This is a genomic window from Marinobacterium zhoushanense (genome assembly GCF_014641945.1).
In the GTDB taxonomy this organism is placed as follows: Bacteria; Pseudomonadota; Gammaproteobacteria; order Pseudomonadales; family Balneatricaceae; genus Marinobacterium_D; species Marinobacterium_D zhoushanense.
Genome location: NZ_BMIJ01000008.1, coordinates 44,267 through 58,653, shown reverse-complemented (window position 1 = coordinate 58,653; position 14,387 = coordinate 44,267). Strand labels below are relative to the sequence as shown.

12 protein-coding genes and 1 tRNA gene are annotated in these 14,387 nt (G+C 58.3%); 9 read left to right on the top strand and 4 right to left on the bottom strand.

The annotated features are described in order from the left end of the window. Nucleotides 1-13 precede the first annotated feature (13 nt). Both IEX40_RS18260 and IEX40_RS18255 read left to right on the top strand, forming a co-directional pair. On the top strand, nt 14-1,780 hold the full coding sequence (locus tag IEX40_RS18260) for an SLC13 family permease (RefSeq protein WP_188750920.1): 1,767 nt from the start codon (nt 14-16) through the stop codon (nt 1,778-1,780). A 63-nt stretch (nt 1,781-1,843) separates the two neighbouring features. Then, nucleotides 1,844-2,200: a VanZ family protein gene (locus tag IEX40_RS18255; protein ID WP_188750918.1), complete on the top strand. Its 357-nt coding sequence runs from the start codon at nt 1,844-1,846 to the stop codon at nt 2,198-2,200. Here IEX40_RS18255 and IEX40_RS18250 read toward each other — a convergent pair. Beyond that, nucleotides 2,197-3,543 carry an O-antigen ligase family protein gene (locus IEX40_RS18250; RefSeq protein WP_188750916.1) on the bottom strand — a complete coding sequence of 449 codons (1,347 nt, stop codon included), beginning with the start codon at nt 3,541-3,543 and terminating at the stop codon, nt 2,197-2,199. The genes IEX40_RS18255 and IEX40_RS18250 overlap by 4 nt on opposite strands. Nucleotides 3,544-3,933: 390 nt before the next feature. Here IEX40_RS18250 and IEX40_RS18245 point away from each other — a divergent pair, with 390 nt between their 5' ends. Beyond that, complete coding sequence (locus IEX40_RS18245) at nt 3,934-4,080, top strand: hypothetical protein (protein WP_188750914.1); 147 nt, start codon at nt 3,934-3,936, stop codon at nt 4,078-4,080. 292 nt (nt 4,081-4,372) lie between these two features. On the opposite strand, the gene IEX40_RS18240 is transcribed toward IEX40_RS18245, so the two are convergent. Beyond that, nucleotides 4,373-4,522, bottom strand: coding sequence for a hypothetical protein (locus IEX40_RS18240; RefSeq protein WP_188750912.1), 150 nt, complete (start codon nt 4,520-4,522; stop codon nt 4,373-4,375). A gap of 136 nt (nt 4,523-4,658) precedes the next feature. Here IEX40_RS18240 and IEX40_RS18235 point away from each other — a divergent pair, with 136 nt between their 5' ends. From IEX40_RS18235 to IEX40_RS18210, 6 genes are all read left to right on the top strand, one after another. Next, nucleotides 4,659-5,822 carry an outer membrane beta-barrel protein gene (locus tag IEX40_RS18235; protein WP_229680830.1) on the top strand — a complete coding sequence of 388 codons (1,164 nt, stop codon included), beginning with the start codon at nt 4,659-4,661 and terminating at the stop codon, nt 5,820-5,822. 81 nt (nt 5,823-5,903) lie between these two features. After that, on the top strand, nt 5,904-6,446 hold the full coding sequence (locus tag IEX40_RS18230; protein ID WP_188750910.1) for a polysaccharide biosynthesis/export family protein: 543 nt from the start codon (nt 5,904-5,906) through the stop codon (nt 6,444-6,446). A 2-nt stretch (nt 6,447-6,448) separates the two neighbouring features. Further along, nucleotides 6,449-8,689, top strand: coding sequence for a GumC family protein (locus IEX40_RS18225; protein WP_188750908.1), 2,241 nt, complete (start codon nt 6,449-6,451; stop codon nt 8,687-8,689). A 5-nt stretch (nt 8,690-8,694) separates the two neighbouring features. Next, entirely contained in the window at nt 8,695-9,426 is a 732-nt protein-coding gene (locus IEX40_RS18220; protein WP_229680829.1) for a tyrosine-protein phosphatase, read from the top strand. Next, nucleotides 9,426-10,142, top strand: coding sequence for a VpsP family polysaccharide biosynthesis protein (locus tag IEX40_RS18215; RefSeq protein ID WP_188750906.1), 717 nt, complete (start codon nt 9,426-9,428; stop codon nt 10,140-10,142). The genes IEX40_RS18220 and IEX40_RS18215 overlap by 1 nt, the downstream gene beginning before the upstream one ends. A gap of 190 nt (nt 10,143-10,332) precedes the next feature. After that, nucleotides 10,333-12,084: a protein adenylyltransferase SelO gene (locus tag IEX40_RS18210; protein ID WP_188750904.1), complete on the top strand. Its 1,752-nt coding sequence runs from the start codon at nt 10,333-10,335 to the stop codon at nt 12,082-12,084. A gap of 197 nt (nt 12,085-12,281) precedes the next feature. On the opposite strand, the gene IEX40_RS18205 is transcribed toward IEX40_RS18210, so the two are convergent. Further along, nucleotides 12,282-12,358 (bottom strand) — tRNA-Ile (locus IEX40_RS18205). Between the two features lie 96 nt (nt 12,359-12,454). Continuing rightward, the gene (rpoD, locus tag IEX40_RS18200; protein ID WP_188750902.1) at nt 12,455-14,317 is read right to left on the bottom strand and encodes an RNA polymerase sigma factor RpoD; all 1,863 of its coding nucleotides are present in this window, start codon (nt 14,315-14,317) and stop codon (nt 12,455-12,457) included. Between the last annotated feature and the right edge of the window lie 70 nt (nt 14,318-14,387).

Genomic DNA, 14,387 nt, shown 5'->3' with positions numbered 1-14,387 from the left:
GAGCCTCGTGCCTGTGGAAATTGACGCCATCCTGACCCTCTGTACCGTAGGTTCAGTGCTCATTGCGCTGGCGCTCACCAGCATACCGGCTGACCTGATCCTGATGGCCGCACTGGCGTTTCTGGCCATTAGCGGCATTTTGACGCCGGCAGAAGCGTTGGTCGGCTTTTCCAACAGTGGCGTGATCACGATCGCGACCCTCTATGTGGTCGCCGCCGGACTGAAGGAAACCGGCGCAGTGCAGTGGGTCGCATCTCGCTTGCTGGGCCAGCCACAGTCGGTGCGCGGTGCGCTCGGGCGAATGCTGCTGCCAACCGGTGTTCTCAGCGCCTTTATGAACAACACCACCGTGGTGGCGATGTTTATCCCCGCTATTCAGGAGTGGGCACAACGGTTGCGTATACCGGCATCGAAACTGCTGCTTCCACTCAGTTTTGCCACCATTCTGGGCGGTACCTGCACGCTGATCGGTACCAGTACCAACCTGGTTGTTGATGGCTTGCTGCAAGCCGAAACCGGTGTGCACCTTGGCTTGTTTGAGTTGGCATGGCTGGGGGTACCGCTGCTGCTGGTGGGGTTGTGCTTTATGTTCCTGTTTGCCGACAGCCTGTTGCCCGCAAGAGGTGGTGTGGAGGAGCAGTTGGAGCAGGTGCGTGAATATGGTGTTGAGGTTGAGGTCGAATCAACCGGTCCTCTTGTCGGTAAAACGATTGCCCAGGCAGGGCTGCGCAGTCTGAGCTACGGCTACCTGGCGGAGATTGACCGTCAGGGGCGATTGATCACAGCGGCGGAACCGGACCGCACGTTGAATGCTGGCGATAAGCTCTATTTTATCGGCGCGCCGGAGTGTGCTAGCGAGTTGCGACGCATACAGGGATTGAAGCCTGCCAATGGCAGCATTCATAAGATGGATGTGGCCAATCACCAGCGCTGTATCGTTGAGGTGGTACTGGGGCCGGAGTTCCCCGCGCTGAACAGCAGCGTGCGCGAGTCGCGTTTCCGTACCCGGTTCAACGCGGTGATCCTGTCGGTGTCCCGTGAGGGAAACCGGATTCCCGGCAAGCTCGGCGATATACGGTTGAAGGTCGGCGATACGCTGTTGCTGGAAGCCAGTCATCAGTTTGTCGAGCAGTACCGCTTCCGCCGCGACTTCCTGTTGGTCAGTGCGCTGAACGACTCGACTCCCCCCGATTTTGGTAAGGCGCCCTTAGCCCTGGCGATATTGCTGGCGATGGTTGTGGCCAGTGCTGTCGGGCTATTGCCGATCATGGAGTCGGCATTCCTGGCCGCCGGTGCCATGATCGGCAGTCGCTGTGTGACGGCGGGGAAGGCACGCCGTTATATCGATTTGCCGGTATTGGTGGTGATCGCCGCGTCCTTTGCCCTCGGGAATGCGATGACGCTGACCGGTGCGGCCTCATCCATTGCCGGAGCGCTGGTGTTCAGTGACGCACTCTCGCCCTGGTTGGCGTTGGCCATGATCTATCTGCTGACCGCTACCTTTACCGAGCTGATCACCAATAACGCGGCGGCGGTGTTGATGTTCCCCATTGCCATCGCCGTATCCGAGCAGCTGGGTGTGAGCTTCATGCCGTTTGTGATCGCGGTGATGTTCGCCGCGTCCGCCAGCTTTATCTCGCCACTGGGCTACCAGACCAACCTGATGGTGTATGGCCCCGGACGGTATCGGTTTGGGGATTACCTTAAGATCGGCATACCGATGAGTCTGGTGGTTGGTAGCCTGTCGGTAGGATTGATTCCTTTTATTTGGGCTTTTTGATGGTAAGGGGACAGGCCGTGCCAGAGGTGGTTGTGTTGTTAAAGCTGGGAAGGGGAGGGCCGAATGAAGCAACTGATCGCTGGTAAGCCATATCTCTACCGGCAACTGCCTTTCTGGTCCGCGCTGGCGGCGTTACTGTATGGCCTGTTGCGGCCGCAGTCGCCACCGGACCTGTTCTACCAATCCGATAAATGGCTGCACCTGATGGCGTTCGCGGTATTGGCGATCTGTGCCCATATCGCCTTTCGGGTGCTGCCCACAGGGCTGCTGTGGGGTGTACTGCTGTTAACCGCTCCCGGCCTGGAGCTATTACAGCACCTGGTACAGCCCTACAGGACATTCAGTGCGCTCGATGCCCTGGCTAACCTAAGCGGTGTGCTCCTGGGCGGGGCGGCGTGGTGGCTATACACGCGCCGTTAACTATCGCGAGCGCGGGCCTTGCGGTGGTGACCGGCCAGCACCGCAATGGCTGCTGCCGTGACGAAAGTCGCTGCATTGGCCGGAATCTGCAGGTTAAAATCGGTGGCCGAGTGGATCAGTATCCCCAGCATGGCCATTGAGGCGCCAAATCCTACTCCGCTGCGATACCAGGACTCCCGATTCCAGAGTGCCTTCAGCGCCTGGCGTAACGCGCCGATGACAAACAAGCCAAGGATGAGCCAGCCGATCACGCCGTACTCGATGGCGAACTGCAGATAGTCGTTATGGGCGTAGTCGAAGTACAGCGGGATATCCGGGCCGGGGTATGACTGGAAACTTGCATCGAAACTGCCGGCACCGAAACCGGTGATCGGTCGGTCGGTGAACTGCTGCCAGGCGTATTGGAACACGTCGAGCCTGAGCTCGTTTTTGCCTGCGACGATTTGACCCTCTTCGACCACGTTCTCCACCCGGGTGTTGATCAGTCGATCCTTCAGGCGGTCGAGGCCGAAGAACTGGCTGATCACCAGCACGTCGATCAGCACCAGGCTGGCCAGGATCAGGCTGTTGCGTACACGGTGCTCCTTGTTCAGCAGCACGAACAGGCCGCCGATGACCAGAAGCGAGGCGAAAAAGGCCGTGTTGCCCATGCGTGAGCGTGTCATCACCAGGGCGATAACCATGATCACCAGGGCCAGACGCAGCCGGGCCTTCGGGCCCATCAGCATCTCCAGTAGGTTGCGCCAACGCAAGGGCGCGCCGTCGCGCAGTGCCATCAGCAGTCCAATCCCCAGGCCCAGTGTCATCACCAGATAGCCGGCCAGGTGGTTGCGGTTCACGTAGGTACCGGTGGCCACGCCGTGGTAGTGCTGTTTGGGCTCGAACAGCAGCCATTCCAGGCCGGACAGCGTCATCAGGGTGCCATGGAACGCCTGTAGGGTGCCGCTGACTACCAGCACGCTGATCAGCAGGGTCAGCCGCTTGCGGGTATGGAACAGGCCGACCACCAGGATAAACAGAAAGCTGTAGCCAAGCCCCAGCATCAGGTTCTGCAGGGTGGTGCCGGCGTCGGTTGTAATGCCGAGCCCCCACTGCAGCGCGACCCAGGCTTGGGTAGCCAGCAGCAGAACAAACAGGGGGATTGCAGGCTTCAGCGCGCGGTTGTGTGTGGTGGATTTGTTCAACTGCATTGCTGCCCAGAGGCCGGTGAGCAGGGTGATGATGACGCAGAACAGTGCCTTCGCCCAGTCGCTGTTGCTGCCGATCGGTAACGGAAGCCAGACCAGCAGCGCCAGGGTGAAAAAGATCAGGGCTGATTCAAGTGAAGAGCGTGCCTGGCTCATGTAATTAACTGCTCCCTGGTTTTTATTCTGGGTTAAACGTTTGGCTGCCGGGGCCGACCTTTATAGTTAGCCCGCCTGGTTCGCGGAGAACAAGATGACGCGCAGGCGGCATAAAAATTGGCTAGTTGGCTGGCCATTTAATCAACAAGCCCATAAAATCAGCGGATTATACGTTTTATGGTGCTGGCGTTGCACCGCAAAAAGGACAATTAGGGACAATCGGGCTGAAGGTGGCCCGGTATACCGGACATCAAACTTCAGGGGAACGAACAATGCGCAGGACAATTACCGCAATCTCACTCTCATTGGCTATGGCTTCCGGCCCAGTGCTGGCGCAAGACGCAGGCGCTAGCGGAGGCGGCGCCGCAATTCAGACTGGCGGCGGTGCAGGTGCAGGTGCAGGCGGTGCTGGTGCAGGAGCAGGCGGTGCTGGTGCTGGTGCAGGAGCAGGCGGTGCTGGTGCTGGTGCAGGAGCGGGTGGAGCTGGCGCAGGAGCAGGAGCTGCCGGTGCTGCTGCAGGTGCAGGGATCGGCGTAGGCGCGGTCGCGGCAGGCGTTGCTGCAGCTGCTGCCGTTGGAGCTGCAGTCGCGGCTGCTAGCGATGATAATGAAACAACCACTACTACGTCCACCAATGGCGCATCAGCCCCTAAAGCCGTTACCGACCTGGAAGCGGCGATCAAAGCCGATCCTCAGAATGCCGTAGCGCTGGTTGAAGCGGCTGTCGAGGCTAACCCCGAACTGGCCGGTCAGCTGGTGGCCGCTGCGATCAAGGTAGCGCCTGCATCACTGGCTAGCGACATTGCGGTGGCGGCTGCGCAAAAGGCGCCTCAGCAGGCCGCGGCGATAAAGGCCGCAGTATCGCAGGTTGTGTCCGCCGAGGTGGCGACGACCATCAACTCGAGCGTAGATACTGCCGTCGCGACAGTTTCCAATGACGGCGGCGATTCATCAAATGGCGATACCACTACCGTGACCACGACGAATACGCCTGCGGGTAATGGTGGTAATGGATCCAGTGCCAGCCCGGCCACTTGATCATCGTTATCGATTGCGCTCCCGACAAAGGGGAGCGCCTGCGACCTGAATGGAACTGTAGAGAAAGGGCTTTCCGCCATGCGTAAGAATTTTGCACTGAACACCCTGAGCGTCGCCGTACTGTTGGCCGCCAGCGGCAATGTACTGGCCATCGAAGCGGCGTCGATCGATCTGGGAGGCGTTCAGTTTACACCGACTCTCGAAGTTTCCGAGCGTTACGACGACAACTTCCGTGAAGTCGGTACCGATGAAGACTCCTCCTGGATCACCAGCATCAGCCCGACCTTCGTGCTGGCGGCCAAGGATCGGGTGAACCTGTACTCGCTGACCTATGCGTTGAACAGTGAGACCTACCACTCTTTTCGTAATGATGACAATGTTGACCATCATCTGGATCTGGATGCGCACATGGAGTTCAGCTCCCGCAGCCGTCTGGATCTGAATGCAGGCTATGACCGGGTTGAGCAGACAGCCGATACTGAAACAGAGGGTGTTAACGACAAGTACCACACCTACAATATCGGCGGTGTGTACGGTTACGGCGCCAAGTCCGCCACCATGCAGCTTGATTTCGGCGCCAACCATGAATGGAAGCGCTATGACAACGAAGGTGGGGTGAACGACGACCAGGAGCGCGATACCACCAGTCTGTCGGCGACCGCCTACTACCGTGTGGCACCAAAGACCCGTGCCCTGGCCGAAGTGCGCTACAGCGACTACGACTATGTCCTGAACAGCTCGACCCTGGACAGCGACGCCATGGCCTACCTTCTGGGTGTGACCTGGGAAGCGACCGCCAAGACCAGTGGTACCGCCAAGTTTGGTTGGGGTACCAAGGAGTTTGATGATGCCTCCAAGGACGATGCTGACAAGACCATGTGGGAAGTGGGTGTCACCTGGGAACCGCGCACCTACTCCGCTTTCACGCTGGAAACCAATCGCTATGTGGCGGAGGGCTCCGAAGGTGCCGAGAACTATATCGACACTACCAGCACCAGCGTGAACTGGAACCATCAGTGGTCCTCCTTTGTCTCCTCCGATCTCAACTATGCCTTCATCAATGAAGACTATGAGAACGATCGTGAAGACGACACCAACCGCATTGGTGCTGGGCTGACCTATGAGCTGCGTCGCTGGATGAGCGTCGGTGTTGGCTACCAGTATAAGGATGTGGATTCCAACGTGTCAGGCGAGTCTTACGACCGCAACCAGTATCAGGTTACTCTGACCATGGGACTCTAATCGCAGCCATATCGGTTGCCGATGGAAAGGGGGGGGCATGTCCCCCCTTTTTGCCGTAAAGATGTTTGAGGCAAAGCTACAATGATTCAGCGTGCTGTGACGCGATTTCTACTCCTTCTCTCTCTTGTTCTCTGCTCCGTAACCGGCTGGGCGGCCGGCGATGCCCAGTATCGTCTGGGCTCCGGCGATGTGATCAGCATCAACGTGTTCGGTGAAGAGGATCTCAGCTTCGAGCAGATCCGCATGACCGATGCGGGCACCTTCTCCTACCCCTTCCTGGGTGAGGTTCGAGCATTGGGGCTGACGGCTGCCGAGGTTGAGCAGCGCATTATCAAGGGGCTGAAAGGTGACTACCTGATCGACCCGAAGGTATCGGTGAGTATCCTGGAATACCGCGATTTCTTCGTTAACGGTGAGGTCAAGGAGCCGGGAGGTTATCCGTTCAAGCCGGGCCTGACGCTACGCAAGGCGGTGGCCCTGGCCGGTGGTTTTACCGAGCGCGCGTCGAAAAGCAAGATGTCGATCATTCGTGAGCAGGGCAGTGATAAGCGCACTTTCAATGCGGATCTGGATACCCGAGTCTTGCCGGGCGACATCATCACAATTGAGCAGAGCTTCTTCTGATTATGGAAACAGGTTTCAATCAACAGGAACGCGCGTCACTGGCTCAACGTATAGCCGATGATGAGATCGACCTGCTGCAGCTGTGGCAGACCATCTGGCGCCGTAAGTGGAGCATCATCACGCTGACGCTGGTGGTGGTGATGCTGGCGGCGCTGGTGGTGCTGAGCATCACGCCGATCTACAAGGGTGTCTCGACGCTACTGATCGAGCAGAAGGCGGCCAAGGCGGTATCGATCGAGGATATCTACGGACTCGAGGGCGGCAGCAACGAGTATTTGCAGACCCAGTTTGAGTTGTTGAAATCACGTCAGTTGGCCGAGCGCGTGGTGCGCGAGTTGAACCTGACCACTCACCCCGAGCTGGATCCCCGTCAGCAGCCAGAACCGCTGATCGATATTCGGGGGATGCTCAAATCCTTCGATATCCGCAAGTGGCTGCCGATCGCCACGCCGCTGGATTTCGAGGCCTCGGAGGAGTTGACCGAGGCGCAGATCTTCGACCAGGTGGTGCTGGCTTTCATCGAGCGCACCACGATTTCCCCGGTAATAAAGACCCAGCTGGTCAAGGTCGAGATCGAGATGGCCGATGCCCGGTTGGCCGCACAGGCAGCCAATGCCCTGGCCAACGCCTATATTGAAAGCCAGCTGGAAGCCAAGCTGGACATGACCCAGACGGCGACCAACTGGATGAACGAGCGCTTGTCGTCGCTGAAAACCAAACTGCAGGAGTCCGAGCGCAATTTGCAGGCGTTCCGAGAGGCGGAAAACCTGGTTGATCTTGAAGGGGTGACCACGGTTGCCGGCGGCGAGCTGTCGCAGACCGGTGATCGCCTGATCGACGCCCGTCGCAGTCGCGCCGAGGCGGAAAGCCAGTATCGTCAGGTCGCCTCAATGAAAAACGGTGGCTGGGAGCGTTTGGCGACCGTGCCCGCCGTGCTGAGCAACCCGCTGGTGCAGCAGTTCAAGGCGGAGGAGGGACGCGCCCGCTCCAGGGTGCAGGAGCTATCCCGCCGCTATGGCCCCAAACATCCGAAGATGATCTCGGCCAATACCGAACTGAACGCCTCCAGTGCGAACCTGCGCTCGCAGGTAGAGCAGGTGGTGGCGTCCATCGAGCGTGAATACCAGCTGGCCACGGCCAATGAACGCTCGCTGCAGAGCTCGTTCAACCAGAACAAGGAGCAGATCCAGGATATCAAGCGCAAGGAGTTCAAGCTGCGCGAACTGCAGCGCGAGGTGGAGGCCAACCGCTCGCTGTACGATACCTTTATGACCCGGTTGAAGGAGACCTCGGCCACCTCCGACTTCGAGTCGGTCAACGCCCGTATCGTTGATCGTGCCGTGGTGCCTGAGATCCCGGTCAAGCCGAAGAAGTCGCTGATCGTTGCCATCGCCGGGCTGCTGGCGATGATGGCCGGTGTTGGCATGGCGCTGCTGCTCGACTTCCTCAACAACACCTTCAAGAGCACCGAGGATGTCGAGAACAAGCTCAACCTGCCGGTGCTCGGTATCCTGCCCCTGCTCAAGGGCAGGCAGCGTAACGATGTGGCGCGCATGGTGCTGAACGATGGCGACAAGGCGTTCACCGAGTCGATCCGTACCATCCGTACCGGTGTCGTGCTGTCCGGTCTGGACAATCCGCACAAGGTACTGGTGGTGACCTCGTCGATTCCGGGCGAGGGCAAGAGCTCAGTGTCGGCCAACCTGGCCTTCGCAATGGCGCAGATGGAGAGGGTGTTGCTGATCGATGCCGATATGCGCCGCCCCACCGTCGCCAAGAACTTCGAATTCCCGGTGGGCACGCCGGGGCTGGCCAACCTGGTAGCCGGTACCGCCAAGCTCGAAGAGTGCATCAAGTCGGTGGAAGGCAACCTGGATATCATCTCTGCCGGTACGGTGCCGCCCAACCCGCTTGAGTTGCTATCCTCCCAGCGCTTTGCCAAGGCGCTTCAGGTGCTGGAGAGCCGCTACGACCGCATTATCATCGACTCGCCGCCGACCCAGGCGGTCAGTGACGCGCTGGTATTGTCCACCTATGCCAACGCACTGATCTATGTGATCAAGTCCGAGTCGACTGCCATACCGCTGGCGAAACGCGGCGTCGGCCAGCTGCTGCAGAACAACGCGCCGGTGACCGGTGTGGTGCTGAACCAGGTCGATATCAAAAAAGCCAAGAAGCACGGCTACAGCTACGGCGGTTACTACGACTACTACGGCTACAGCGATTCGGCCAAGGAGGCGTAACCAGGATGGGGATGGTAGACCTGCACAACCATCTTCTGCCCGGCATCGACGACGGCGCGGAAGACCTGAGCAAGGCGCTTGAACTGGCGCGTATTGCCGTCGACGACGGCATTACGCATCTGGTCTGCACACCCCACATCCACCCCGGCCGCTACGAAAACTCGCCGGCCACCATCGACCCCGCTCTGGAGCAGTTCCGCAAGGGGCTGCAGGAGCAGGGGATTGCGCTAAAGGTGTCCGCCGCCGCCGAAGTGCGTTTCGGGCTTGAGCTGATGGAGGGTATCGCCCGCCAGGCGGTACCTTTCCTCGGTGAGTGGCAGGGGAGCAAGGTATTGCTGCTGGAGTTTCCCCATGGCGAGATCCCGTTCGGTGCCGAGCGTCTGACCCAGTGGCTGATCGATCGCAAGGTGCTGCCGATGATTGCACACCCGGAGCGAAACAAGGCGGCAATGAAAACCCCCTCCAAACTGAAGCCGTTTATCGCCCAGGGTTGTCTGCTGCAGGTGACGGCGGCGTCGGTTGCCGGTGGCTTCGGCGAGTCCGCCCAGCAGTTGGCGTATCAGCTGTTGGTCGATGGCAGGGTTACCATACTGGCCACCGATGCCCACAACACCGAGCACCGTCCACCAAGATTGCGAGAGGGCGTTCAGGCCGCTGCAGCGCTGATTGGCGATAAAAAGGCCGCCGAGCTGGTGACCCGCAACCCCTGGTCCATCGCACAGGGACATTTCAGCTGATGTCATCGAGTCGCTCTGCTGTGGAACTGCCTTGGCGCAAACCTGTCTGCGTCCTGTTGCTTCTGCTGTGCCTGCCGATGCTCTATCTGTCGCTGGCCTCGTTTCTGTCGGGAGTTTCCTCCTCTCAGGCCGAGATGTTCGTGAGTCACTGGAGCGACAAGCGGGAGCAGCCCTCAGAACCTGCCTGGCAAGCAGCCAGGAGCGCTGCCGAGCGTGCCGTGAGCCTGGTTCCGGGGACAAACGGCGACTATTGGGATCGCTTGGGACGTGTCTACGAGTGGCGATATATCGCACAGCCGTTCGGTGCCGAAACTGCCGAGGCAAGTCGCCAGCGGGCGCTGGAGGGATATCGGGCGTCGGTAAAGGCGCGGCCGCTGTGGCCCCATACCTGGATGCAGCTGGCGTTTATTAAGCTGCGCTTGCTTCAATTCGACGATGAGTTCGACCGGGCGCTGGCGCAAGCTTCCGAGCTCGGTCCCTGGCGCATGAACGTGCAGGCACAACTGGCCGAGATCGGTATGATCGCCTGGCCGCAGCTGAGCTCTGAGCAGAAAGCCGCAACCTGGGAATCGCTTGAGCGCACCCTGCGCTACTCGCTTTCACGTGCCCGCCCGCTGCAGGATCTCGCCAAGCGCGCCGGTCTGTACAACGAGCTTTGCGCCGCTGTCGATCCGGCGCTGCTGGCTCAGCGCAAGTGGTGTAACGGCGTTATCTAACGCCTGCTTCCCTCTGAGCTACCCCTATGAGATCGAGCTTACGCCTGGAGTATTTCTCTAGAGGTCTGTCTATCTGCTGTGAATGGGATCATTGAACCACTACAGTTGTTCGGCAGCCTCATTACCCGGTAATCCACCCGAACTGGCGTAGTTTGTTCTGGTCATATGTTTTTTAAGGTATTGTAAAAACATGTTACTAGATCCTACTCATCCGGTGAAAAACAGACAGGTCGATAAAACCTCCTCAACTGTCTCGACGTTAGACGACCTCGCCACAAGAGCCAGCTACTCGCTTATGGATACTCTAACCTGTGATCCTGAGGCGACAGACGATGGTGTTGATCAAGCACCACGACAAGTCTTTAGCGGGCACTATGTTCCCGTTCAACCCACGCCGATCGATGATCCTGAGTACGTTGCACACAGTAAAGATCTCTTCCACGAACTAGGTCTTGCTGACAGCATGGCGGAATCAGAGGGTTTCGTACGGATGTTTAGCGGAGACCTTTCGCAGGTCCCGGCGCCACTGCGCAAGGTGGGTTGGGCGACCGGCTATGCGCTTTCCATCTATGGCACGGAATACTATCAGCAGTGCCCGTTTCAGACGGGTAACGGCTATGGCGATGGTCGTGCCATTTCCGTTCTTGAGGCCGTCATCAATGACCGACGCTGGGAAATGCAGCTCAAAGGCGGCGGTCGCACGCCCTATTGCCGCGGCGCGGATGGTCGCGCGGTTTTGCGGTCGAGCGTCCGGGAGTTCCTGGCTCAGGAGTACATGTACGCACTGGGTGTGCCGACGACACGCTCATTGAGTTTATACGTATCGAAAACAGAGAAGGTCCAGCGTCCCTGGTACTCTGAGGGTTCTACATCACTAGATCCCGACAGGCTCGTGGAGGAACCCGTTGCGATCTCGACCCGCGTTGCATCGTCGTTTCTCCGGGTTGGCCAGATCGAGCTCTTTGGGCGCCGTGCCCGTAAAAGGGAACACCCCTCGGCGCTGAAGGAACTCGAACAGATCGTTTTGCATTTAATCGATCGTGAGTATGCCGAAGCCATCGACAGCCAACTCGGCATAGCCGAGAAAGCCGTTTTACTCGCACGTGAGTTTCGTGGTCGCTTGACTTCGCTGGTGGCGAATTGGATCCGTGTCGGCTACTGCCAGGGCAATTTCAACAGTGATAATTGCGCTGCCGGCGGCTTCACGCTGGATTATGGTCCGTTCGGGTTCTGTGACGCATTTGACCCATATTTCCAACCATGGACCGGCGGTGGGCGACACTTCGCATTCTGGAATCAGCCTGCGGCAGCGGAGCGTAATTTCGCAATGTTTTGTGCGGCGTTGCAGCCGCTTTTGGCTTCAGATAAGGAGGCATCGCAACAGCTGGACGACATTCGCAGTGGTTTTGTGGCAGTCATGCAAAAGGAACTGGAAGCGATGTGGTCCGCAAAGCTTGGACTTGATCGGTTTGACGCATCGTTGTTCGGTGAACTCGCGCAACTCATGGTGCAAACGCCCGTCGACTACACGATCTTCTTCCGCGAACTCTCATCGGTTCCTGATGACATAAAACCACTTAAAAAAAGCTTCTACAGAGATCCGGATGAAGAAATGGACAAGCGTTGGTCCGAGTGGCTGGTTAAATGGAAATCGCTCATGCTCAACCGAAGCGATGCAAATAACGATCAGGTCCGATTGATCGACGATGTTTCCAAGCAAATGAAATCTGTTAATCCTAAATACTGTTTGCGAGAGTGGTTGCTTGCACCCGCTTATCAGCGTGCGGCCAAGGGGGATTACGATTCAATAAGAGAGCTACAGGTAGTGATGACCCAGCCTTACGCTGAGCAGTCGAAGGCGGTGGAAGATAAATACTATCGATTGAAGCCGCAGGAGTACTGCAATCTTGGTGGCGTGTCGCACATGAGCTGTTCTTCTTAATTCTTTGAACTGGTCTGCGCAGCTTTCGGTATCAATCGTTCTTGTTTCTATAGCTACGGGCAGTGGCGGGCAGGCAACCTGGTCCCCATGCATACAAACAGCGCTTTCCTCTAGGGCCGATGCAGCCTTAGTTGTGAAGGCATTGGATATGGTCTATGAGCGATGCAGGAAGCCGCAAAAGGTTTTGTTGAAAAGAGTGGTGGGCCCAGCAGGACTTGAACCTGCGACCAACGGATTATGAGTCCGCTGCTCTGACCAACTGAGCTATAGGCCCTAAGAGGAGCGCCAATGATACCGGGGCGGTAACATTGGCGCAATAGTTTGAATTGGAAGGCTTTTACCCGGCTTCCTATTCTGTTTTTTACTCGTCTTACTCGTCGAGGAAGCTGCGCAGATGATCCGAGCGGCTCGGGTGACGCAGCTTGCGCAGGGCCTTGGCTTCGATCTGACGGATACGCTCACGGGTCACGTCAAACTGCTTACCGACCTCTTCCAGTGTGTGGTCGGTGTTCATGTCGATACCGAAGCGCATGCGCAGAACCTTGGCTTCACGAGCGGTAAGGCCGGCCAGTACCTCTTTGGTCGCCTCACGCAGACCTTCACCGGTAGCGGTGTCGATCGGCGAGGAGAGGGTGGTGTCCTCGATAAAATCGCCCAGGCTCGAGTCTTCGTCGTCGCCGATCGGGGTTTCCATCGAGATCGGTTCCTTGGCGATCTTCAATACTTTGCGGATCTTGTCTTCCGGCATATCCATGCGCTCGGCCAGCTCTTCCGGCAGCGGTTCGCGGCCCATCTCCTGCAGCATCTGGCGGGAGATACGGTTGAGCTTGTTGATCGTCTCGATCATATGCACCGGAATACGGATGGTGCGCGCCTGGTCGGCGATGGAGCGGGTAATCGCCTGACGAATCCACCAGGTGGCATACGTTGAGAACTTGTAGCCACGACGGTATTCAAACTTGTCCACCGCCTTCATCAGACCGATGTTGCCCTCCTGAATCAGATCCAGGAACTGCAGGCCGCGGTTGGTGTATTTCTTGGCGATGGAGATAACCAGACGCAGGTTGGCCTCGACCATCTCTTTCTTGGCGCGACGTGCACGGGCCTCACCGATCGACATGCGACGGTTGACCTCTTTGATGTCGGACAGCGAGATGCCCACTTCCTCTTCGATCTGGATCAGGCGGCGCTGGGCACGCTTGAGATCGCCGAGGTTGTCTTCGATGTAGGGTGCATATCCGGCGCCGGAAGCGACCAGGTCATCGAACCAGCCGGCGTTGGTTTCATTGCCGGGGAACTTCTGGATGAAGTCCTTGCGCGGCATGTGGGCGCGCTGGGTGCAGATGCGCATGATAGTGCGCTCCTGCTGGCGAATACGGTCGATGTAGTCGCGTACGCGCTCGACCAGCAGTTCGTAGTAGCGCGGTGACAGCTTGATCGGAGAGAAGGCCAGGCCAAGCGTCTCCTGAGCGTCGGATACGGCTTTCCGATCACCGCCCTGAAGAAGCGTGGCGCTTAGCTGTTCGAATGCCTCACGCAGCAGGCCGAAGCGAACACGGGCTTCTTCCGGGTCCGGGCCACGATCCTTCTCGTCGCTATCGGAGTCACTGCTGTCGCCATTTTCGTCCTCGTCTTCATCCTCGTCCTCGTCTTCATCCGAGTCGTCGTCTTCATCGAGGTCGATAGGTGCGTCGCTCTCCTCTGCCGGCGCTTCGGAGTCTGGATCGATATAACCGCTGAAGATGTCGCTGAGGCGACCCTCCTCCTGCAGTACGGTGGCGTACGCATCGAGAATGGTGTCCACGCTGCCCGGGAACTGTGCCAGGGCCATCATCACTTCGCGGATACCCTCTTCGATCCGCTTGGCAATATCGATCTCGCCTTCGCGCGTCAGCAGCTCGACGGTACCCATTTCGCGCATGTACATGCGCACCGGGTCGGTCGTGCGGCCGGCATCGGACTCAACAGCGGCCAGTGCGGCGACGGCGTCGTCGTCCGTCTCTTCGCTGGAGTCGCCATCGGTCATCAGCAGGGTTTCTGCGTCAGGTGCTTCTTCCGACACGGAGATACCCATGTCGTTGATCATTCGGATAATGTCTTCGACCTGATCCGGATCGGCGATATCTTCAGGCAGGTGATCGTTCACCTCAGCGTAGGTGAGGTATCCCTGCTCCTTGCCGCGGGCGATCAGTTCTTTTAAACGTGACTGCTGCTGTTGGGAGTTATCCGACATAGAACCCCTGTGAAGAGTGAATGCTGAGAGATGACTGGTGGCAGTGTAGAATCAAGCGCGACATTATAGC

Coding starts and splice junctions, on each gene's coding strand:
- IEX40_RS18235 (WP_229680830.1), top strand. CDS start 4,659: ATGCGTAAGAATTTTGCACTGAACACCCTGAGCGTCGCCGTACTGTTG.
- IEX40_RS18220 (WP_229680829.1), top strand. CDS start 8,695: ATGGGGATGGTAGACCTGCACAACCATCTTCTGCCCGGCATCGACGAC.
- IEX40_RS18225 (WP_188750908.1), top strand. CDS start 6,449: ATGGAAACAGGTTTCAATCAACAGGAACGCGCGTCACTGGCTCAACGT.
- IEX40_RS18215 (WP_188750906.1), top strand. CDS start 9,426: ATGTCATCGAGTCGCTCTGCTGTGGAACTGCCTTGGCGCAAACCTGTC.
- IEX40_RS18210 (WP_188750904.1), top strand. CDS start 10,333: ATGTTACTAGATCCTACTCATCCGGTGAAAAACAGACAGGTCGATAAA.
- IEX40_RS18250 (WP_188750916.1), bottom strand. CDS start 3,543: ATGAGCCAGGCACGCTCTTCACTTGAATCAGCCCTGATCTTTTTCACC.
- IEX40_RS18230 (WP_188750910.1), top strand. CDS start 5,904: ATGATTCAGCGTGCTGTGACGCGATTTCTACTCCTTCTCTCTCTTGTT.
- rpoD (WP_188750902.1), bottom strand. CDS start 14,317: ATGTCGGATAACTCCCAACAGCAGCAGTCACGTTTAAAAGAACTGATC.
- IEX40_RS18255 (WP_188750918.1), top strand. CDS start 1,844: ATGAAGCAACTGATCGCTGGTAAGCCATATCTCTACCGGCAACTGCCT.